The sequence below is a fragment of the Bradyrhizobium sp. Pha-3 genome (assembly GCF_042258615.1).
GTDB lineage: Bacteria > Pseudomonadota > Alphaproteobacteria > Rhizobiales > Xanthobacteraceae > Bradyrhizobium.
Genome location: NZ_CP170152.1, coordinates 5,737,607 through 5,756,632, shown reverse-complemented (window position 1 = coordinate 5,756,632; position 19,026 = coordinate 5,737,607). Strand labels below are relative to the sequence as shown.

Annotated in this window: 17 protein-coding genes and 1 pseudogene; 10 read left to right on the top strand and 8 right to left on the bottom strand. The window is 62.6% G+C overall.

The features are described from left to right. Window positions 1-162: 162 nt before the first annotated feature. Both ACE10Z_RS27470 and ACE10Z_RS27465 read left to right on the top strand, forming a co-directional pair. A complete protein-coding gene (locus tag ACE10Z_RS27470) occupies window positions 163-1,197 on the top strand; it encodes an NADP-dependent oxidoreductase (RefSeq protein ID WP_375783554.1) in 1,035 nt (344 codons plus the stop codon). A 143-nt stretch (window positions 1,198-1,340) separates the two neighbouring features. After that, window positions 1,341-1,595, top strand: coding sequence for a hypothetical protein (locus tag ACE10Z_RS27465; protein ID WP_375789935.1), 255 nt, complete (start codon window positions 1,341-1,343; stop codon window positions 1,593-1,595). Window positions 1,596-1,601: 6 nt separating this feature from the next. Here the strand turns inward: ACE10Z_RS27465 and ACE10Z_RS27460 are convergent, their stop codons facing one another. Further along, entirely contained in the window at window positions 1,602-2,438 is an 837-nt protein-coding gene (locus ACE10Z_RS27460; protein WP_375783553.1) for a metallophosphoesterase family protein, read from the bottom strand. 126 nt (window positions 2,439-2,564) lie between these two features. After that, on the bottom strand, window positions 2,565-2,834 hold the full coding sequence (locus ACE10Z_RS27455) for a hypothetical protein (protein WP_375783552.1): 270 nt from the start codon (window positions 2,832-2,834) through the stop codon (window positions 2,565-2,567). Window positions 2,835-3,002: 168 nt separating this feature from the next. Here ACE10Z_RS27455 and ACE10Z_RS27450 point away from each other — a divergent pair, with 168 nt between their 5' ends. Both ACE10Z_RS27450 and ACE10Z_RS27445 read left to right on the top strand, forming a co-directional pair. Further along, window positions 3,003-3,425, top strand: coding sequence for an MAPEG family protein (locus ACE10Z_RS27450; RefSeq protein WP_375783551.1), 423 nt, complete (start codon window positions 3,003-3,005; stop codon window positions 3,423-3,425). 22 nt (window positions 3,426-3,447) lie between these two features. Continuing rightward, on the top strand, window positions 3,448-4,752 hold the full coding sequence (locus ACE10Z_RS27445; RefSeq protein WP_375783550.1) for an RsmB/NOP family class I SAM-dependent RNA methyltransferase: 1,305 nt from the start codon (window positions 3,448-3,450) through the stop codon (window positions 4,750-4,752). Between the two features lie 288 nt (window positions 4,753-5,040). Here the strand turns inward: ACE10Z_RS27445 and ACE10Z_RS27440 are convergent. Further along, window positions 5,041-6,321: pseudogene (locus ACE10Z_RS27440) on the bottom strand (MFS transporter). Between the two features lie 114 nt (window positions 6,322-6,435). Between ACE10Z_RS27440 and ACE10Z_RS27435 the strand changes: the two are divergent. Further along, a complete protein-coding gene (locus ACE10Z_RS27435) occupies window positions 6,436-6,888 on the top strand; it encodes a winged helix-turn-helix transcriptional regulator (RefSeq protein ID WP_375783549.1) in 453 nt (150 codons plus the stop codon). Between the two features lie 191 nt (window positions 6,889-7,079). Here the strand turns inward: ACE10Z_RS27435 and ACE10Z_RS27430 are convergent, their stop codons facing one another. Then, complete coding sequence (locus tag ACE10Z_RS27430) at window positions 7,080-7,412, bottom strand: DHCW motif cupin fold protein (protein WP_375783548.1); 333 nt, start codon at window positions 7,410-7,412, stop codon at window positions 7,080-7,082. A 200-nt stretch (window positions 7,413-7,612) separates the two neighbouring features. After that, window positions 7,613-7,984 carry a nuclear transport factor 2 family protein gene (locus ACE10Z_RS27425; protein ID WP_375783547.1) on the bottom strand — a complete coding sequence of 124 codons (372 nt, stop codon included), beginning with the start codon at window positions 7,982-7,984 and terminating at the stop codon, window positions 7,613-7,615. Window positions 7,985-8,120: 136 nt separating this feature from the next. On the opposite strand from ACE10Z_RS27425, the gene guaA reads away from it, so the two are divergent. Then, the gene (gene guaA / locus ACE10Z_RS27420; protein ID WP_375783546.1) at window positions 8,121-9,734 is read left to right on the top strand and encodes a glutamine-hydrolyzing GMP synthase; all 1,614 of its coding nucleotides are present in this window, start codon (window positions 8,121-8,123) and stop codon (window positions 9,732-9,734) included. Window positions 9,735-10,025: 291 nt separating this feature from the next. Then, window positions 10,026-11,282, top strand: coding sequence for a tyrosine-type recombinase/integrase (locus ACE10Z_RS27415; RefSeq protein WP_375783545.1), 1,257 nt, complete (start codon window positions 10,026-10,028; stop codon window positions 11,280-11,282). Here ACE10Z_RS27415 and ACE10Z_RS27410 read toward each other — a convergent pair. Then, a complete protein-coding gene (locus ACE10Z_RS27410; protein WP_375789934.1) occupies window positions 11,236-11,532 on the bottom strand; it encodes a helix-turn-helix transcriptional regulator in 297 nt (98 codons plus the stop codon). The two genes, ACE10Z_RS27415 and ACE10Z_RS27410, sit on opposite strands and share 47 nt — an antisense overlap. 308 nt (window positions 11,533-11,840) lie before the next feature. Then, the gene (locus ACE10Z_RS27405) at window positions 11,841-13,355 is read right to left on the bottom strand and encodes a DUF2235 domain-containing protein (protein WP_375783544.1); all 1,515 of its coding nucleotides are present in this window, start codon (window positions 13,353-13,355) and stop codon (window positions 11,841-11,843) included. 963 nt (window positions 13,356-14,318) lie between these two features. On the opposite strand from ACE10Z_RS27405, the gene ACE10Z_RS27400 reads away from it, so the two are divergent. Next, complete coding sequence (locus tag ACE10Z_RS27400) at window positions 14,319-15,350, top strand: ankyrin repeat domain-containing protein (protein WP_375789933.1); 1,032 nt, start codon at window positions 14,319-14,321, stop codon at window positions 15,348-15,350. Window positions 15,351-15,355: 5 nt separating this feature from the next. Next, entirely contained in the window at window positions 15,356-15,568 is a 213-nt protein-coding gene (locus ACE10Z_RS27395; RefSeq protein ID WP_375783543.1) for a DCL family protein, read from the top strand. 14 nt (window positions 15,569-15,582) lie between these two features. Here ACE10Z_RS27395 and ACE10Z_RS27390 read toward each other — a convergent pair whose 3' ends face one another. Then, the gene (locus ACE10Z_RS27390; RefSeq protein ID WP_375783542.1) at window positions 15,583-15,768 is read right to left on the bottom strand and encodes a hypothetical protein; all 186 of its coding nucleotides are present in this window, start codon (window positions 15,766-15,768) and stop codon (window positions 15,583-15,585) included. Window positions 15,769-16,135: 367 nt separating this feature from the next. Between ACE10Z_RS27390 and ACE10Z_RS27385 the strand changes: the two genes are divergently transcribed. Then, a complete protein-coding gene (locus tag ACE10Z_RS27385) occupies window positions 16,136-18,625 on the top strand; it encodes a DEAD/DEAH box helicase (RefSeq protein WP_375783541.1) in 2,490 nt (829 codons plus the stop codon). Window positions 18,626-19,026: the final 401 nt, after the last annotated feature.

Below are 19,026 nucleotides of genomic sequence, written 5' to 3'. Positions count from 1 at the left end.
CAGTGACGGGCCCGCAGGGCGGCGTGCCCCCGGCATGACGGCCGTCATTTCAAACAACATTTCAAACAGCTCTGCGCGAAAGAGCAAATCCATCTCCCTTGCGGGGAGCTGGATTGCATGACTACGTGTGCGCCACGAACCAATCACCCAAGAGGAAATCCAATGTCCCAAGGAAACGGCCAAGGAAAGCGCATCGTTCTGGCCTCGCGCCCGCACGGCGAGCCCACGCCGGCCAACTTCAGGCTCGAGGATTACACGCCGCCGACGCCGGGCGCGGGCGAGGTGCTGCTGCGCACCATCTGGCTGTCGCTCGATCCCTATATGCGCGGCCGCATGGCCGACGGTCCGTCCTATGCCGCGCCGGTGCCGGTCGGCGGGGTGATGGAAGGCGGCACGGTGAGCGAGGTGATCGCGTCCAACAATCCCGCCTTTGCCAAGGGCGACATCGTGCTGTCGCGCGCGGGCTGGCAGACGCATGTGCTGTCCGACGGCAAGGGGCTGGCCAAGATCGATCCGAAGATCGCGCCGATCTCGACCGCGGTCGGCGTGCTCGGCATGCCCGGCATGACCGCCTATACGGGGCTGCTCGAGATCGGCAAGCCGCAGGCGGGCGAGACGGTGGTGGTTGCGGCTGCGTCCGGCGCCGTCGGCTCGGCGGTCGGGCAGATCGCCAAGATCAAGGGCGCGCGGGCGATCGGCATTGCCGGCGGCAAGGACAAATGCGCCTACGTCAAGAACGAGCTCGGCTTCGACGAGTGCCTCGATCATCGCGATCCCAACCTTGCGGCGAAGCTCAAGGAAGCCTGTCCGAAGGGCATCGACGTCTATTTCGAGAATGTCGGCGGCGCGGTGTTCGACGCGGTGTTTCCGCTGCTCAATGCGTTCGCGCGGATTCCGGTCTGCGGCCTGATCGCGCATTACAACGACACCGAGGCGCACGCCCCGAAATGGGCCGGTGCGATGATGCGCAACATCCTGACCAAGCGGCTGACGTTCCGCGGCTTCATCGTCAGCGACTTCGCCGCCATGCATGGCGACTTCCTGCGCGACATGTCGCAGTGGGTGCGCGAGGGCAAGGTCAAGTACAAGGAGTTCGTGACCGAGGGGCTGGACAGCGCGCCGGAGGCCTTCATGGGCCTGCTCAAGGGCGCCAATTTCGGCAAGCAGCTGGTCCGGATCGGGCCGGACAAGGCCTGAGTTAAGGCCCGGAATCTCCCATTCCGCGTAACAAAGTATCAAAAACGCCACAATGGCGGGCTTTTGGGGGCGTTTCGGCCCCCATTTGCTTGACGGGGAACCCGGAGCAGTTGTTTCAATATGGCTATATTTCAGGTGTAGCCATGATTTTTGAAGCTATCGTTTTCGGGCTCATTCTCCTCGCCGTCGGCTATTGGGCGACGATGTTCGTCATGGGCCGCCGCGACGACGTCTTGCATGGAAAATTTGTCGCGGACGAGCCGGCCGCCGAGCCGGTCCGCTTCATGCCGCAGGTGCCGCGCATGCGGGCCAGGCCGGCGGCGCGGCCCAACAAGGACTCGCTGCAGGCGCTGCTCACCGTCATCAAGCAGGATCTGCACGACGCGGCGCGGAGCTGAGACGGCTCACGCCGGCTGCTTGCCGAGCAGCATGTCCAGGTCGACATCGACCTGTCCCTTGGCCCTGACGTGACGCACTTCAAAGCTGTCCGGCTGGAAACGGTATTCGACCAGGCCAACTTCCTTGATGCCGATCACTTCCTGTCGCGCATCTGAAATGACGAAGCCGGCCGAGGGCGCCCAGATGTGCCGGACATGCTCGAACGTATAGTCGCGGCGCTGGTGCACATGGCCGCTGCCGACCAGGCGCCAATCGACCTTGCCGAACATCTCGATGAGGCGGCGGCGCGCCGGCTGCGGCACGTAGCGGATCGCGGTCTCGACGCGTTCGGCATCGTAGGGCACGTCGAGATACAGCGGCTTGTGCAGGAACAGCGCGACCGGTCTGCCGACGGCCTTGTCGAGCGCTGAGGCGAGCCAGTCGAATTGCGCGGCCTCGCTGTCGAGCCCGGTGTTCATGATCAGGGAATTGAGGCCGATGAAGCACCAGCCGGCGGCGTCGAAATGCCAGCGATCCTCGCCAAGCACCGAGGTGAAGGCGCGGCGCGTTTCTTCGGTCGGCAGTTGCGCCGGCACCGGGCCGACCGCTGTCGGATTGTCGCCGATGTCGTGATTGCCCGGCAGATAGAGGCAATCCACCGGCAGCGCGTTGTGCAGCTCCTTGGCGAACACCAGATCGTCGCGGCTGGTCGGCCCATCGAACGCGACGTCGCCGGAGTTGAGCACGAGATCGGGACGCGTCGCGTCGATGTGTTCGCTGACGCGATGAAAGTTGTCGACGAGCGGCTTGAAGCGGCGCGCGAGGTGGGTGTCGGAGATTTGTGTCAGGCGAAACTGGGGCATGCATCGATCCTTTCGGCCGAATTATAGCGTCGGCGCGAAGTCGGAACGATGACGATTTCAGCGTGTTCTTCGCTGCTCTGTTTGATGCGTTGTTTGATGTCTTGTTTGATCCGGCAGCGCAGGCCGCTAGATCGCAAGCTGCTTGTCCGCGCGGATGGGCAGGGCAGGCGGACCGACGCGACCTCCGAGCAGCCCCGTGTTCGGCGGGTTTGTTCCCGTCACGGCCGGCGATGCGTTGAGCCCGAGATAGGCGAGCGCATCGTGCCCGATGTCGTAGGCCGCGTCGTCGAACCAGCCGATGCCGGGGTCGATCGCTTTCAGCAGGGAGGTGAGGAGATCGCCGAGGCTCGCGGCCGCCAAAGCCGCGCCGTCCAGGATCGGGGTGATGATGCTCATCGCGTCATCCGTGGGGAACTGAAACCGCCATTATTCCTGGGAGTTGGTCACCCGGGCTCGGATCATGGTTCAACGGGTTACCCAGGCGCGTTATTGGCGCGATTCATTGTGTTGGGCGGCCGCGACCGCTAAGAGAGCGGCCGGCGCCCGGCTTAAGGGAGATTCTTGATGTCGGTTCAAATGGTTCTGTTGCCGGTCTTCATCCAGATCGGGCTCACCTTCGCGCTCCTGTTTGCGATGGCGACGGCACGGACCAGGACGCTGGCGAGCGGTGAGACCAAGATGGCTGATATCGCGCTGCGCCAGCCGAACTGGCCGCCCCGCGCCACCCAGTTCGCCAACTGCTTTGCCAACCAGTTCGAACTGCCGGTGCTGCTCTATGTGCTGATTGCCATTGCGCTGCCGCTGCGCCGTGCCGATCTGTTCATCGTGCTGATGTCCTGGGTGTTCGTGGTGACGCGGTTTGCCCATGCCGGGGTGTTCGTCAGCTCCAACGACGTGCGGCCGCGCTCGCTCGCCTGGTTCGCCGGCGTACTGGTACTGGCGGCGATGTGGCTGTATTTCGCGCTCAAACTCCTGCTGCTGATTTGATGCGCCCAACCGAAAGAGATCGATGACCCCCGCTGCCCGGCTCTCCGCCGCGATCGAGCTGATCGCCACCATCGACGCACAGCGCATTCCCGCGGCCAAAGCGCTGAAGGAATGGGGCACCGCGCACCGCTATGCCGGTTCCGGCGATCGCGCCGCGATCTCCGGCCTGATCTGGGACGTGCTGCGCCGGCAATCCTCCGCCGCCTGGTTGATGGACGATGCCAGCGCCCGGTCGCGGGTGCTCGGCATGCTCAAGCTCGAGCGTGGCATGGACATCCCGACGATCTCGGCGTTGTGCGACGGCGGTCGCTTCGCGCCGGATCCGCTGACCGCGGCCGAGGAGGCTGCATTGGCCTCGCGCTCGCTCAAGGATGCGCCGGCGCATGTCGCGGGCGACTATCCGGACTGGCTCGACCCGTATCTGGCAAAGGTGTTCGGCGACGACCGCGCAGCGGAAGCGACCGCGATGGCGAGCCGCGCGCCGCTCGATCTGCGCGTCAACACGCTGCGCGGCAAGCGCGAGAAGGTGCTGCCGCGCCTGTCGCATCTCGGCGCCAGGGAAACGCCGTGGTCGCCGCTCGGCCTGCGCATCGAGCTCGGCGCCGACGCGCGCAACCCCGGCATCCATGCCGAGGAGGATTTCATCAAGGGCGCCATCGAGGTCCAGGACGAGGGCTCGCAGCTCGCCGCATTGTTCTCGGCGGCCAAGCCCGGCGAGCAGGTGATCGACCTCTGCGCCGGCGCCGGCGGCAAGACGTTGGCGCTTGCCGCCATGATGGACGGCAAAGGCCGGCTGATCGCGACCGACAGCGACAAGCGCCAGCTCGTGCCGATCCATGAGCGGCTGTCGCGCGCCGGCGTGCACAATTGCGATGTGCGCACGCCGCGCGGCGAGGACGAGGTGCTGTCCGACATCAAGGCCTCCGCCGATCTCGTGCTGATCGACGCGCCGTGCACCGGCACCGGCACCTGGCGCCGCAATCCCGACGCCAAATGGCGGATGCGCCCCGGCGCGCTCGAGGTGCGGCTGAAGGATCAGGCCGAGGTGCTGGAGCGCGCGGCGCCGCTGGTCAAGTCCGGCGGCCGGATCGCCTACATCACCTGCTCGGTGCTGGCCGAGGAGAACGGCGAGCAGGTCAAGGCGTTCACCGTGCGACATCCGGAGTTTTCCGTGCAGCCGCCGGAGCAGACCGCATCGGTGCTGTGGGACAAGGCCGAGGCGTTTGCAGAGGCCGCGCTGCTGTCGCCGGAGGGCCTGCTGATGACGCCGCGCCGCACCGGCACGGACGGGTTCTTCGTTAGCATCCTCAAGCGGGCGTCATCCTGAGAGGATGTGAGGCTATATCCTCGTCCAACGCGGTCATCGCCCGGCCTGTGCGCAATTGCGCACATGGACCGGGCGATCCAGTACGCCGCGGCCCCTCGGCTCGAGCACTGCGGTCTCTGGAATACTGGATCACCCGCATGCGCGGGTGATGACACTGAGCAAGCAGAGCAACCACCCCGTCATCCTGAGGTGCGCGCCGAGCAATGCGTCAGCAGCGCTCGGCGGGCCTCGAAGGATGGGGATGGAGCCGGGCCGTCGCTCTTCGAGACGCGCGCAAGAGCGCGCTCCTCAGGGTGACGGAACCGTGCACACGCCGACCGGCACCGGCGTCCTGCTCACCACGATGACCCAGTACAACAGCGCGATGGCGCTGATCGCGGCCCCGAGCGCGCAGACGCCGAGCCAGCCGGCGGCGGCATAGGCCATCGTCGAAGAGATCGCGCCGAGCCCGCTGCCGACCGAGTAGAATACCATGTAGACGCCGATCAGGCGGCTCGATGCTTCGGGGCGGGCGGCGACGATCAGACTCTGGTTGGTGACGTGGACCGCCTGCACCGCGAAGTCGATCATGACGACGCCGGCGAGCACCAGCCACAGCGAAGAATGCAGGCAGGCGATCGGCGCCCAGCCGGCGAGCATCAGCAGCAGCGACAATCCGGTGGTGCGCTGGCCCCAGCCACGATCGGCGAGGCGGCCCGAATTGCGCGCCGCCAGCGCGCCGGCGAGGCCGGCAATGCCGAGCATGCCGATCGCGGTGTGCGACAGCGACAGCGGCGGTGCGGCCAGCGGCAGCACCACCGAGCTCCAGAACGCGCTGAAGCTCGCGAAGACCAGCAGCGCGAACACGGCGCGCTCGCGCAAAACCTGCTCCTCGGCGAACAGCGCGGCCGTCGAGCGCAGTAGCTTGGCATAGGATGATCCGGTCAGCGTCCGCGGCGGCTGTCGCGGCAGCACATAGGCGAGCAGCGCGGCCATCGCGAGCATCAGCACCGCCGAGGTCAGGTAGACCATGCGCTATCCGCCGATGTCGGCCAGCGTGCCCGACGCAAAACGAGCCAGCAGGATGCCCGACACGACGCCGCTTTGAATGGTGCCGATGGTCTGTCCGCGCTCGGCCGGCGCGGCCGATGTCGCGGCAAAGGCGACGATCACCTGGATCACGACGGCGAGCAGCCCGACCAGCGCCATTCCACAGAACAGCACGATCGCGTTCGGCGCGGTGCCGACCACGACAAGCGCGACCGCGGACAGCATGATCTGGCCGACGATCAGCTTGCGGCGGTCCCAGAGATCGCCGAGCGGCACGATCAGCATCAGGCCGAAGGCGAGGCCGACCTGGGTCAGCGTCACGACGATGCCGATCGCGGCGGGGGTAATGCCGAGATCCTGCGCCATGGTGTCGAGCAGCGGCTGGGCGGAATAGATGTTGGCGACGCTCAGCCCGCAGGCGACCGCAAACAGCAGCACGATCGCGGGCGAAAGCGCGCCTGTCTTGGTGTCGCGGGGCTTGCCGTCCGTCTTGTGATCGCCCGTGGCCGGCCCGGCCTCCGTCATGGTCTGGTTCGTCATCTTGCCTCCGCTGCAATTCGCAATCTGGTCTTATAATGAGACCAGTTGCATCGCAGCCTGTCTAGTCCTATTTTAAGACCAGTGCGGAATCGTGATCGAGGGAGGTGGAGCGCGATGCAGCGGACCGGATTCGCAAAGGCGGACTGCCCGGTGGCCCGCGCGCTGGATGCGATCGGCGACTGGTGGTCGCTGTTGATCGTGCGCGACGCGTTCGACGGCCTGCGCCGGTTCGGCGACTTCCAGAAGAACCTCGGCATCGCCAAGGGCATGCTGACGGCGCGGCTGCGCAAGCTGGTCGAAACGGGCGTGCTCGAGCAGGTCGCGGCGTCCGACGGCAGCGCCTACCTCGAATATGTGCTGACGAAGCGGGGACACGACCTGTTCCCGATCGTGGTCTCCTTGCGGCAATGGGGCGAGGCGCATCTCTACGCGCGCGGCGAGCCGCATTCGGTGCTGCTCGACCAGGCCGGGCAGGCGGTCGGGCAACTCGTGCTGCCGTCCAAGAGCGGCAAGCCGCTGAGCTGGGCGGATACCAAGGTGAAGAAGGTCGCGGCGCGGCGGCGGTAGCGGCATGTGTGCGACTGCAAGCGCGGTCGTCATCCGCACACTCCGACGTCATCCCCGCGCAACGGCGAAGCCGTTGTCGCTGGAGGTGCGAGCTCTTGCGAGCCTCGAAGAATGGGGATGGAGCCGGGCTGTCGCCCTTCGAGACGGTCGCTTCGCGACCTCCTCAGGGTGACGGGGGAAAGTAGAGGCTATCAATCAACAATAAACAGCGTCGCACCCGTCGCGGTCGACGAACGGTGCGCGGCGTCGCCGAAATCGGAGACCTGGTAGCTCATGCCCGGCTTCAGCGTGAATTTGCGGCCGTCGCGCAGCTCGGTGTCGAGCTCGCCCGTGACGACAAAGAGCACATGGCCGCGATCGCACCAGTGATCGGCGAGATAGCCCGGCGAATACTCCACCATCCGCACCCGCAGCTCGCCGATGTCGAGCGTGCGCCACAACGCTTGCCCGGTCTCGCCGGGATGCACCGAAGGTTCGACGTTGCTCCAGTCGGTGACCGTGAAGGGCAGGGTCGGGATTTTCATGGGCGGGCTCCTCGATTTTGCTCATCTTACGGCTCTGCATCCCCAAACGCCGACGTCATCCTGAGGTGCGCGTCGAGCGGTGCGCGAGCAGCGCTCGGCGAGCCTCGAAGGATGGTTGGAGCCGGGCTGTCGCCCTTCGAGGGCCGCTGAAGAAGCGGCCACCTCAGGGTGACGGGAGAGAGTAGGAGTGCCACAGCAATCTAGCCCACCAGATGGTTCGCCGAGCCCTGCCTGATCTTGCCCTCGGCGTCACACCGCAGGTACTCGCAGATCTTCTTGCCGCGTTCGTTCTGGTAGAACACCACGACGCTGTCGGGCGAGACATACAGGTCGATCAGCTCGAAATGCAGCTCGGGCAGCTTCGCGAGCGCCGCGCTCCAATAGGCCCGCAGCTGCGCCTTGCCGCGCACGGTGCCGGAGGCGCCGAAGCCGAACGCCGGGATCCGGTCCGAGGTCATCTCGGTATCCTCCGAATACATCGCAAGCACGCGCTCGAGGTCGCGCGCGTTCCAGGCCGCGACCCAGTCGCGGCCGAGCGCGGTGAGGCGGGACGGTTCGTGAAAATCCGGCATTGGTTTCCTCCCATCGGTTATGGCCAAATTAGGTCAACAATACTGACCTATATCGATTTGTCCATGCCCAAAGAAGAATGTGGGCGCCCCGCGCTGCGCGGTTGCGGGGGCGGGCGCCGTCGCGTATCTGCTTGCCATGACAGCCCAGCACACAGCCCATAACGCGTCGGCGCCCACGGTGGCCTCGGCGCATGACAAGATTCTGATTGTCGATTTCGGCAGCCAGGTGACGCAACTGATCGCCCGCCGCGTCCGCGAGATGGGCGTCTATTCCGAGATCGTGCCGTTCCAGAAGGCGGAGGCCGCCTTCAAGGAGATGAAGCCGAAGGCGGTGATCCTGTCCGGCGGGCCGGAGTCGGTGCACGAGACCGGCTCGCCGCGCGCGCCGCAGCTGATCTTCGAATCCGGTGTTCCCGTGCTCGGCATCTGCTACGGCCAGATGACCCTGGCCGCCCAGCTCGGCGGCGAAGTCGAGGGCGGGCACCACCGCGAGTTCGGCCGCGCCGATGTCGAGGTCAAGACCGACAGCCAGCTGTTCGACGGCGTCTGGGGCCACGGCGAGAAGCACCAGGTGTGGATGAGCCATGGCGACCGCATCACCAAAATGCCGCCCGGCTTCTCTGTGGCCGGCACTTCGCCGAACGCGCCGTTCGCGATCATCCAGGACGAGAAGCGGAAATATTACGGCCTGATGTTCCATCCCGAAGTGGTGCACACGCCCGATGGCGCAAAGCTCTTGCGCAACTTCGTCCGCAAGGTCGCGGGTCTGACCGGCGACTGGACCATGCGCGCCTTCCGCGAGGAGGCGATCGAGAAGATCCGCGCCCAGGTCGGCCAGGGCAAGGTGATCTGCGGCCTCTCCGGCGGCGTCGATTCTGCCGTGGCGGCGGTCCTGATCCACGAGGCGATCGGCGACCAGCTCACCTGCGTGTTCGTCGATCACGGCCTGCTGCGGCTCGACGAGGCGAAAACCGTCGTCGACCTGTTCCGCAACCATTACAACATCCCGCTGGTCCACGTCGACGCGTCGAAAGAGTTTCTGGGCGAGCTCGAAGGCGTCACCGATCCCGAGGTGAAGCGCAAGACCATCGGGCGCTTGTTCATCGACGTGTTCGAAGCGGAAGCGAAGAAGATCGCAAAGAAAGGTGAAGGACCGGCCGCATTCCTGGCGCAGGGCACGCTTTACCCTGATGTGATCGAGAGCGTCTCCTTCACCGGCGGACCCTCGGTGACCATCAAGTCGCACCACAATGTCGGCGGCCTGCCCGCGCGCATGAACATGAAGCTGGTCGAGCCGCTGCGCGAATTGTTCAAGGACGAGGTGCGCGTGCTCGGCCGCGAGCTCGGCCTGCCCGAAGTGTTCGTCGGCCGCCACCCGTTCCCGGGCCCCGGCCTCGCGATCCGCTGCCCCGGCGACATCACCCGCGAAAAGCTCGACATCCTGCGCAACGCGGATGCGGTCTATATCGACCAGATCCGCAAGCACGGCCTCTATGACGCGATCTGGCAGGCCTTCGCCGTGCTGCTGCCGGTCAAGACCGTCGGCGTGATGGGCGACGGCAGAACTTACGAATACGTCGTCGGCCTGCGCGCCGTCACCTCGACCGACGGCATGACCGCCGACTTCTACCAGTTCGACATGAAGTTTCTGGCGGAGACCGCGACGCGCATCATCAACGAGGTGAAGGGCGTGAATAGGGTGGTGTACGACGTGACGAGCAAGCCGCCGGGGACGATCGAGTGGGAATGATTCAGGCCCGTCCGGGACTATCCCGCTTTATCCAATTGTACGACGTAACAGACTGATTTTACGATCTAAATCGTCATCTACATTCGACAACTATCGGCGCGCATGAAACCGGACGGACGGAGCGCCTGACGGTGTCGCCGTCCATTGAAACAACCGATCCCGATCAATACCGTCATAGGCGATGCTGCGTCTGACGGTATTTTTCTTTGCCTAAGTATCTGCAAAACAAGGAAATCTCCGGTCAAACGCGGCTCAAAAATAGCTGACGGTATTTGCCTGGAGGGAAAGTCCTTGCTGACAGACGCTGCGCTTAAGGCGCTGAGACCAAAGGAAAAATCGTACAAGGTCACCGACCGGGACGGCATGTACGTGGTTGTGTCGCCCGCCGGGACGCTGTCTTTCCGGCTCGACTACCGTCTGCATGGTCGACGCGAGACTGTGGTCCTCGGAAAATACGGCCCGACAGGGTTGTCGCTCGCACGCGCTCGCGAGAAGTGCATCGATGCGAGGCGCGCGGTCGGCGAGGGGCGGTCACCCGCTATCGAGAAGCAGCGCGAGAAACGGCGTCTTCTTGAAGCAAGGAGTTTTGGCGAGCTCGGAGAGAAGTGGCTTGTCGCGGCACCCATGGCGGACAGTACCCGGGCAATGCGGCGATCGATCTTCGAACGCGAGCTGCTTCCAGTTTGGCGCAAGCGCCTTCTGAATGAGATTGCACCCGGCGATCTCCGCGCCCACTGCGCGGCCATCGTAGAGCGCGGCGCCCCCGCAACGGCAATCCACGTCCGGGATATCGTGAAGCAGATCTACGGATTTGCGATCCTGCATGGCGAGAAGATCGCAAATCCTGCCGACGAGGTCGGACCGGCGTCGATCGCAACCTTTGTCCCGAGAGATCGCTCTCTCTCACCGACCGAAATCCGCGTCATGCTCAAACAACTGGATCACGTCGCGACACTGCCCACCATCAGGCTGGGATTGCGTCTTTATCTGCTCACCATGGTTCGCAAGAGCGAACTGCAGGATGCCACATGGGATGAAGTTGACTTCGAGAATGCGGTCTGGACGATTCCCAAGGAGCGTATGAAGCGTTCGAAGGCGCACAATGTGTATCTCTCGAGTCAGGTGCTCGATATCTTCATCGCGTTGAAGACGTGCGCAGGGAATTCAAGGTATGTCCTGCCATCGCGCTATGACGCCGACGCTCCGATGTCGCGAGCAACGTTCAACCGGGTTACATACTCGGTCGTCGAGCAGGCAAGCAAGGAAGGGCTTCCGCTGCAGCCGTTCACGGTTCATGACCTGCGAAGGACTGCGTCGACCCTCCTGAACGAACTCGGTTTCAACAGCGACTGGATTGAAAAGTGCCTTGCGCACGAGGACGGACGGTCATCGAGGGGGGTCTACAACAAGGCAGAGTACGAGGTGCAGCGTCGGCATATGATGCAAGAGTGGTCCAACATCATTGATGCCTGGGTTGGTGGCCAGAAATACATCCCAACGCTCATTCCGCCTTCAATGCCGCTCCTGCAGCCCGACCCAGCGCTCTAACCGGCCGGGCTCGACGTTGCCTCACATCAGGATGCGGCGCACGAGCAGGAGGCGTCGATCTGCGCGTAGCCAGCCAAGCTTCGACCTCAGCGAGATCCCACACGACACACCGGGGCGAAAGCGCGAACCGCCTCGGAAACTCGCTGCGCTGTTCCATCTCATAGATGGTGCTGTCGGCGAGCGGGACCATCTCGCGAAGCTGGTCTCGCCGGATGGTGCGCTTGATGGGCGTGATTTCCCGACGTGCCACGTTGCTGCTCTCTCGATTGAACTTGATAGTTCCTACCGGTAGAAAATTGGGCGCGTCGTCGGCAAGCTCCCCTGGTGACCGATCGTGGAAAAAGAAACTTGCGGCGATAGTCTTCGGGCCGTCGACCATCCTTCCAGGGTTTGAATCCCCTTGTGCTCAAGACTTCCAGCAAAACGTCTAACAGCCAAACCGAATGTCCGATTTTCGGACGAGACGGCATGGCACCTGGCAGTTCATGCCGCAGCGGCTTCGAGATCTATCGGCATCGACAAGAGCTTGCAGAAACCCGCCGCACGCCGGTTCGCCGGTCACAACCGCCCGGCGTAGCCGCCAGTTTTCCATTTCAGCTCGATATCGTCAGCAACGCATTGCGGCGGCTCGGCTAAGCTCTCATCGAAGTAATGCTTGAAATCCACATGCACGCGCATGTTATCCGGGCGGTAGGCAACCACGCGGTCATAGAGCAGAACCGATGGCGCCTCGAAGCGTCGGTAGACCGATTTATGCATCGGGGATTCTGAGTGTTCGGTCTCTGAATCAATCGGCAGGTCGCGAACGCCAAGCTTGAGAAAGCTGCCGGCCTGTTGGTCGTGTTGGGGGCCCGCGGGGTCGGGCGACAGGCGCAGCACGCTTCCGTCATGCTGCAGCCCGCCGGGAATGATGGACGCTCCCGCGATCATCCAGTTGAGTGCGACATCCGACAGCCGAGCCTCATTTTCGAGGTAGCCGCCGCCGACGTCAGCATGCACTCCGGGAAACCAGACCTGCTCAAAGTAGAGGTTACCGTGCGCATCTCGCTGGTCCTGCTTCGCCTCGGACGGCACCCATCCGACCCGCTTGAAGTCGGCGCGGTTCTCATCGATCGAGATCGCATGCTTGGCGTAGCCGACGTTCTGATTCAGCGTCTTGTCGTAGAATTTGTGCTTGGGCGGCGCGAAATGCAGGGTTCGCAGCCGTTGCCATGCGCTGTGGTCAGGCAGGGCAGGCGCAATCTTGAGATAGTTCATCAGAAACACGATCAGGGCCGTGGCGAGCCCGAGATAGGAGAGCATCCGTGCGCTCACGCCCGCCCAAGGGAAAACCGGTTCGAGTGCGCCGCCCAGAATGTGCAGGCCGACAATCGCCGCAATGCCGGACAGTACCAGGGCCGCACCAAGATACTTGTGCCCCAGCGCCGCGACGGTATCGAAGACACCGATGAAATACGGGAACACGTTGGCGCGCTCCCTACCTTCGACAGTCACCGAGCAGCCATGCTGCTGTCTGAATTGTGCGGCGATCGCATCGCGTGTCTTCAGCAGGAACTGCCGATAGCCGAGGATCTTGCGCTCGTAGGATGGGCAGAACTGATAGACGCTCTTGACGGCATGTTCCGCCAGATTGCGGATGCTTTTCGGATCCCGGCGCAGCGGGGAGCCATCCGGCATGTGGCGCGGAATGCCGCAGTAGGTCATGACGCCAGCGACCGAGCGTACGGTATAGGCGCCGCGGCTGAAACCTATCAGGAAGACGCGATCGCCTTCCTCATAGAGGCTGATAATGGCCGCATAGCAGTCGACGATGTTGCGCGTGATGCCAAGACCTGTGGCCATGCTGGCGAGATTGTAGAGCCAGCGCAGCCAGCCGATCTTGAAATGACCACCGTCCGAGGCCGATCCAAGCCCCGGATCATAGAACGCAACCTGCTCGGATGGCTCGACCTTGGTGTCCGGGCCGACCCGGCAGGCCCGGTACAGCTTGTAGATATTGGTTCGTGCTTCGTCGAAGTGAATGCCACCGGCTTGGCCGGTGCCGTCGGAAAAGATCACAATATTCTTCGGCATGCACACTATTCCCCAAGGTGTGCGAAAAGCCGTACTATATCAGAAATTGTACCTATGTAACGTCGGGACGCGCGGACTTTTTGGCTCGGCGGCAGAGCCTCCTCCGACGGGACGGTTAGGCCGCCGATCTGACCGGTCGTCGTCGGATCGTCGGCATCGGGCCCGGCACGATCTGGCTGTCAGAAGTCAGCACCGTCAGAACAGCATCCGTGGAATTTCTGCACGCCCGATCCTCGCATTCCAGCGCGTAGGCTTCGGCAAGCGCGGCATCTCGCGGCGACAACATGCCGGCAACCCGGCGCGCCTGGACTGCCCGGGTCGCCCAGGCTCTGCCATCACCTCGGCTTGCGCTGCTCGTCATTGGAATCACCCCTTTGTCCCTGAGCAAGTTGACAGGTGGGGGGCCAGAATCTCAATTCTTGAATATCGTGATGAATCGAGTCCGTCGTACCGATTCGCTCGCCGCGAGCCGGCTAATCTAGACGTTCTGGCGGTCGCGCTCTCAGTACATCCCGTGCGACGGCTCGAGCTCCTGTCGTTCGACGGCCCGCCCCAAAGTCCGTGAACACCTTGTCGCGCCCTTTGCTTTCTCGAGGTATCTAGCGTAGGCGGCCGCGCCTGTGGTCATCGCGCCTACGCTTACCGCGGGCCTGACGAAGAGGAGGGGTTAAAAACAGCCTCGCGAAGCTCCGCTTCGGGCTCTGATCGGCGCATTGCCAAGCTGGATTCCGAACGCCAGCAAGAGTATACATCGGGGCCGCACACCAGTTTAAGCTGCTCCTAAAGCATAATTGGCTTCACTGCTCGATTGGCCGAATTTGTTCTGGCTGGACTCGATTCGTATACGGGGAATATTACGGGGGATGTTGCGTTGCGGCATGTGGGGCCTTGCTTGACCCGAGAGTAGCGATACCGCCGCTCTTTCGCCTGGCTCTCTCGAAGGGCCAGCAGAGTCTCGTCTTGATGCACCTCAGAAGAGGTGCCTCGCCAAACGGCCGGGATTCTTCGGGCCGCACGCCTCTAATGATCTCGGCCCAGGAAGGACGCGCAGACGTTTGTTTGTTGCTGCTTGAAGAAGGAGCGGATCCCCTTCTCGAAGACCCAGAAGGCCGGACTGCCTCGCGGCTCGCTGAGCTGGAGGGACATCACGATCTGGCTGTTCGGCTCTCGAAGCCGATCACCCTGCTTCAGACCAGGCCGGTCGAAGATCCCGGGTCGAATGCTGACCTGGACGATATCGCCGTTGAATGGGAACCTGAGGGAGAGGTCATCGCTCCCGTTTCCACGCATCCGTCCAGCGAAGTGTTGCACGAGATCCAGGATGCGATCTCCGCATATCGTTTGAGGGAAGAACGCGACGAATGGTCGTTCGCTGAGATTGCTCTGCCGAGCGGTAGGCAAAGCCAGCCACTGGCTTTCTCTGTTGACGCAAGATCGACAATGGCCGCGGCCTTCGCGGAAGGGTCTATCCCTGTCAACAAGCTGCGAAGCGTGTGGCCGGGCGCTACTGCTGCCCAGTTTCAGCTGCTCTGTACTGTTATGCAGGAAGCCGGGGTAAAGGTCATATCTGGTCGGAAAGGTGCGACCTGGAACAGCCGCGGCGAGGCCGCCGTCGCTCCAACTGATATCGATACGGTAGAGAGCGCAATTGCTCACCTGGAGGATGAGCTGGCGCAGGATCTCTCGATAGCCGACAGATTTCTGATTGATATTGATCGCTACACTTCCTTCAGTCTGGATCGCGAAAGGCGCATTTTTCGAGAGTTTTCCAACGTCAAGCAAGAGTTGCTTGAGGCGACCGCTGCCTGCACGCGTATTGCCGATCTTGCTGCTGCAGTGTCGGAGGATCTGACCGAACCCGGATCGGCCGACGACGAGGTCGAAACGCTCGATGAGGCGGATCCGCTCGCGGATACTGTTTTGCAGGATCCTGACGCTCAACAGGTCCGTCTACCCTGCACTTCGAATCGCAGAAGGACGCAAAGGCATTCCTAAATGCGATGCTCAATCGATATGATCCGGGGGACAAGGTCAGTGCGACCGACGCCGCCGTCTTGGCGGAGGCGCTTAAACTACATCCTGAGGCTGACGAAAAGATCGGTCCAGGCATTAAGGATTTCAGCGTACGCAGTGCTGAATTTGGTTCCAAATGTTTTTGGGTCAATCGAACTGATGGCACAACCGCCAAGTTCTCTCATACAGCCTGCGTCTGAGTGGCTGCTACTCCTTAAGCGGAGATTGCCACACGCAGCTTCGCCTGAGTCGGCTTGAACAAATATAGCTCGGTGGCAGCCAGCAATCGGAGCGCGTCGTCCGTGATCGTGGCAACGGATCCGCCGGGCTGAACAAGGATCATCTCGAATTCAATTATTGCGCCGCGTGCTTTTTGCTTGAAGTAAGCGAGATGCTTCATGTCACTCCTGAGAAAACGATTGGCATCCACTCGGGCCCCGTCCAACTGGCATTGACGGTATCGGATGGAAATCGGCGAAAGGCCACGAGGAAGCCGTTCCGACTTGATATACGTCAACGGGGTCGATTGATTCCGATACTTGCTGAAGGTGCCGTTTCCTCAAGCCTTCAAATATTCCTGTGAATTCAAGAGAGAAAGGTTGGGGCGGGTATGCCGTCGGCATTTGTCCGTCAGTTGCAAGAATTTGTGCTTTGAAATCAAAGTGGAAGCATCCTCAAAGATGATTGAGTGGGAGTAAGGGGCGCGGACTCCGCCTTGGTGCGGCAGGTACCTCGCAAGGATCCGATGCTGAACGGAATATGTCTCGATGAAAACATCCAAGCCCCGAAGCCTGAAATCGGCGGCCAAGCCGAACAAGGAGCCTAAGCTCTCGCGTACCCACGCGCCCGCCGATTTATCGCCTGTGGACTGGCAACGTCGCTTGCGCCGCCAGTTCGGTCGCGAACAGGACTTCGGGCTTGAAAACCTGACCAGCGAGCCGTTCTTCTCCGAGTTCATGGTCCGTAATCCGGCTTCGCACTCCAGCTACCGCGTGGCGATTCGAGGCTTGGGACCGGGCGGCAATTTCTGTTCGTGCCCCGACTACTCCACCGGTGAGTTGGGCACCTGCAAGCACATCGAGTTCACGCTCGCCCAACTGGAGAAGAAGCGCGGAGCCAAGACGGCATTTGCGCGGGGCTATCAACCGGCATTTTCCGAGTTCTATCTGCGCAATGACGGCAAACGCCGCGTCCATTTTCGTGCCGGAACCGACTGCCCGGCGGCGGTCAAGGAGGCCGCCGCGGCCTTGTTCGACGTCGACCGCGACGGCATGCTTCCGGACGACCGCTTTGGCGACCTGGAGTCTTTCATGGCCATGGCGTCCAGGAGCGGTCATGAGGTCCGCGCCTACGACGATGCGCTCGATTTCATTGCCGGAAAACGGGATGCGGAACGACGAGCCTCGAAGCTCAAGCAGCTTTTCCCGCGAGAAGCCGCCGATTCCGGGCTCCAGACACTTTTGAAGATACCTCTCTATCCCTATCAAGTCGAAGGCGCGCTGTTCGCTGTGCGGGCCGGCCGGGCGCTGATCGGCGACGATATGGGACTCGGAAAGACCATCCAGGCGATTGCCGCAACGGAGATATTGGCGCAACATTTCGGCGTCTCACGCGTGCTCGTGATCTGCCCGACTTCGCTCAAGTACCAGTGGCAAAGCGAGATTGCGCGATTTACCGGACGGGATGGAGAGAATGCGGCGCGCGTCATCGGCGGCGGTCGGGCGCAACGGCATAAGGACTACGCCCTGGATGACTTCTGCAAAATCACAAACTACGAAAAACTCAAGCCTGATCTCGACCTGATCGCCGCCTGGGCGCCTGAACTCGTCATCGTCGATGAAGCGCAACGGGTCAAGAACTGGAACACCATCGCCTCGCGCGCCCTGAAGCGCATCGACAGCGCCTATGCAATTGTGCTGACAGGGACGCCCTTGGAAAACAAGCTGGAGGAACTGGTATCCATCGTCCAGTTCGTCGATCAGCACCGGCTTGGGCCGACCTGGAAGCTGCTGCACGAGCACCAGGTCAAGGACGAAGCGGGCCGCGTCACCGGCTATACCGGGCTGGAGAAGATTGGCCAGACGCTGGCGCCGATCATGATCCGCCGCCGCAAATCCGAGGTGCTGCGGCAGCTGCCGAGCCGGACCGACCAGAATCTGCTGGTGCCGATGACGGAAATGCAGATGCTCCATCACCAGGAAAATGCCGACGTGGTGGCGCAAATCGTTCACCGCTGGCGCAAGACAAGGTTTCTGTCGGACAAGGATCAGCGGCGGCTGACCTGTGCGCTGCAGAACATGCGCATGTCGTGCAACAGCACCTATCTGCTGGACCAGGAAACCGACCATGGCGTCAAGGCAGACGAATTGGCCGCGCTATTCGACGACTTGTTCGCCGAACCTTCGGCAAAGGCGGTGGTGTTCTCGCAATGGACCCGGACCCACGACATCGTCATCCGCCGCCTCGAAGCTCGCGGGCTGGGCTATGTCAGCTTCCACGGGGGCGTGCCGTCGGAGAAACGGCCGGCATTGGTCGAGCGATTCCGTTCCGATCCCACCTGCCGGGTGTTCCTGTCCACGGATGCCGGCAGCACGGGCCTTAACCTGCAGCATGCCTCGACGCTGGTGAACATGGATATGCCGTGGAATCCGGCGATCCTCGAACAGCGCATCGCGCGTGTCCATCGCATGGGCCAGAGACAGCCGGTGCAGGTCATCAATTTCGTCTCAAAAGGCACCATCGAGGAGGGCATGCTTTCGGTTCTCGCGTTCAAACGCTCCTTGTCGGCAGGCATTCTCGACGGTGGCAGCAGCGAGATTTCGCTGGGCGGTTCGCGCCTTAACCGCTTCATGAAGGATGTCGAGAACGTCACCGGGGGCATGAGCAAGAGCGAGGTCGTGACGCCAGCCGAAGAGGTGGCGAATATCGTGACCGCTGATACCGCTCAATCCACGGCAGACGCAAACGCGGATATGGATGTCGGTACGGGCGGGACGGCGATTGCACGGGCTGATACGGCCGAAGCGCCGCCGCGCGATGCTGTTTCCAATCCGTGGCAGGCCTTGGCTCAGGTCGGCGCGCAATTTGTTACAGCGCTGGCCGCCGCCAATAATTCCGGTGCTCCCGCGCATCCCTGGATCGAACGCGATCCAACCACGGGCGTGCAAAGCCTCAAGATGCCCCTGCCGCCGCCGGAAACCGCAAGACGCCTTGCCAGTATGCTTTCCGCGCTCGCAGACAGCTTACGGGCTGGCTAGTGTAAATCCCGGACGAGCGTAGACTGATATCCGGCACTGCTCGGCCAGCCGATAATGGCCCGTTTCGCTCGTCGCTCCGGTCGGGCGTCGCGATTGGTTTGCCCGCGATGCAAGTCAAATCCACCCGCGCCGCCTGCGACAAATCACCCCGACGGGCAACTCAGCAAAACCTGTCAATCGGCAGATAAGAAAATATTCCGCTTGGCGTTTGACCCAACTCAGATGTTCAATCTGCGCGTCCTACCCGACACGAGGGGCGCTTCGCGATCGTCACGAGCGCGGTGTGGGATGCGGTGGACGTTGAGTGCGCGACTGACGAGTGCGCATGACGCGGACGGCGAAGTCGTGTGGTCCTGACGCCCTAGTGGCAGGTGTCTTCTCGCATTGCGCGATGCGCGTGC

Coding starts and splice junctions, on each gene's coding strand:
- ACE10Z_RS27470 (WP_375783554.1), top strand. CDS start 163: ATGTCCCAAGGAAACGGCCAAGGAAAGCGCATCGTTCTGGCCTCGCGC.
- ACE10Z_RS27465 (WP_375789935.1), top strand. CDS start 1,341: ATGATTTTTGAAGCTATCGTTTTCGGGCTCATTCTCCTCGCCGTCGGC.
- ACE10Z_RS27460 (WP_375783553.1), bottom strand. CDS start 2,438: ATGCCCCAGTTTCGCCTGACACAAATCTCCGACACCCACCTCGCGCGC.
- ACE10Z_RS27455 (WP_375783552.1), bottom strand. CDS start 2,834: ATGAGCATCATCACCCCGATCCTGGACGGCGCGGCTTTGGCGGCCGCG.
- ACE10Z_RS27450 (WP_375783551.1), top strand. CDS start 3,003: ATGTCGGTTCAAATGGTTCTGTTGCCGGTCTTCATCCAGATCGGGCTC.
- ACE10Z_RS27445 (WP_375783550.1), top strand. CDS start 3,448: ATGACCCCCGCTGCCCGGCTCTCCGCCGCGATCGAGCTGATCGCCACC.
- ACE10Z_RS27435 (WP_375783549.1), top strand. CDS start 6,436: ATGCAGCGGACCGGATTCGCAAAGGCGGACTGCCCGGTGGCCCGCGCG.
- ACE10Z_RS27430 (WP_375783548.1), bottom strand. CDS start 7,412: ATGAAAATCCCGACCCTGCCCTTCACGGTCACCGACTGGAGCAACGTC.
- ACE10Z_RS27425 (WP_375783547.1), bottom strand. CDS start 7,984: ATGCCGGATTTTCACGAACCGTCCCGCCTCACCGCGCTCGGCCGCGAC.
- guaA (WP_375783546.1), top strand. CDS start 8,121: ATGACAGCCCAGCACACAGCCCATAACGCGTCGGCGCCCACGGTGGCC.
- ACE10Z_RS27405 (WP_375783544.1), bottom strand. CDS start 13,355: ATGCCGAAGAATATTGTGATCTTTTCCGACGGCACCGGCCAAGCCGGT.
- ACE10Z_RS27400 (WP_375789933.1), top strand. CDS start 14,319: ATGCACCTCAGAAGAGGTGCCTCGCCAAACGGCCGGGATTCTTCGGGC.
- ACE10Z_RS27395 (WP_375783543.1), top strand. CDS start 15,356: ATGCTCAATCGATATGATCCGGGGGACAAGGTCAGTGCGACCGACGCC.
- ACE10Z_RS27390 (WP_375783542.1), bottom strand. CDS start 15,768: ATGAAGCATCTCGCTTACTTCAAGCAAAAAGCACGCGGCGCAATAATT.
- ACE10Z_RS27385 (WP_375783541.1), top strand. CDS start 16,136: ATGAAAACATCCAAGCCCCGAAGCCTGAAATCGGCGGCCAAGCCGAAC.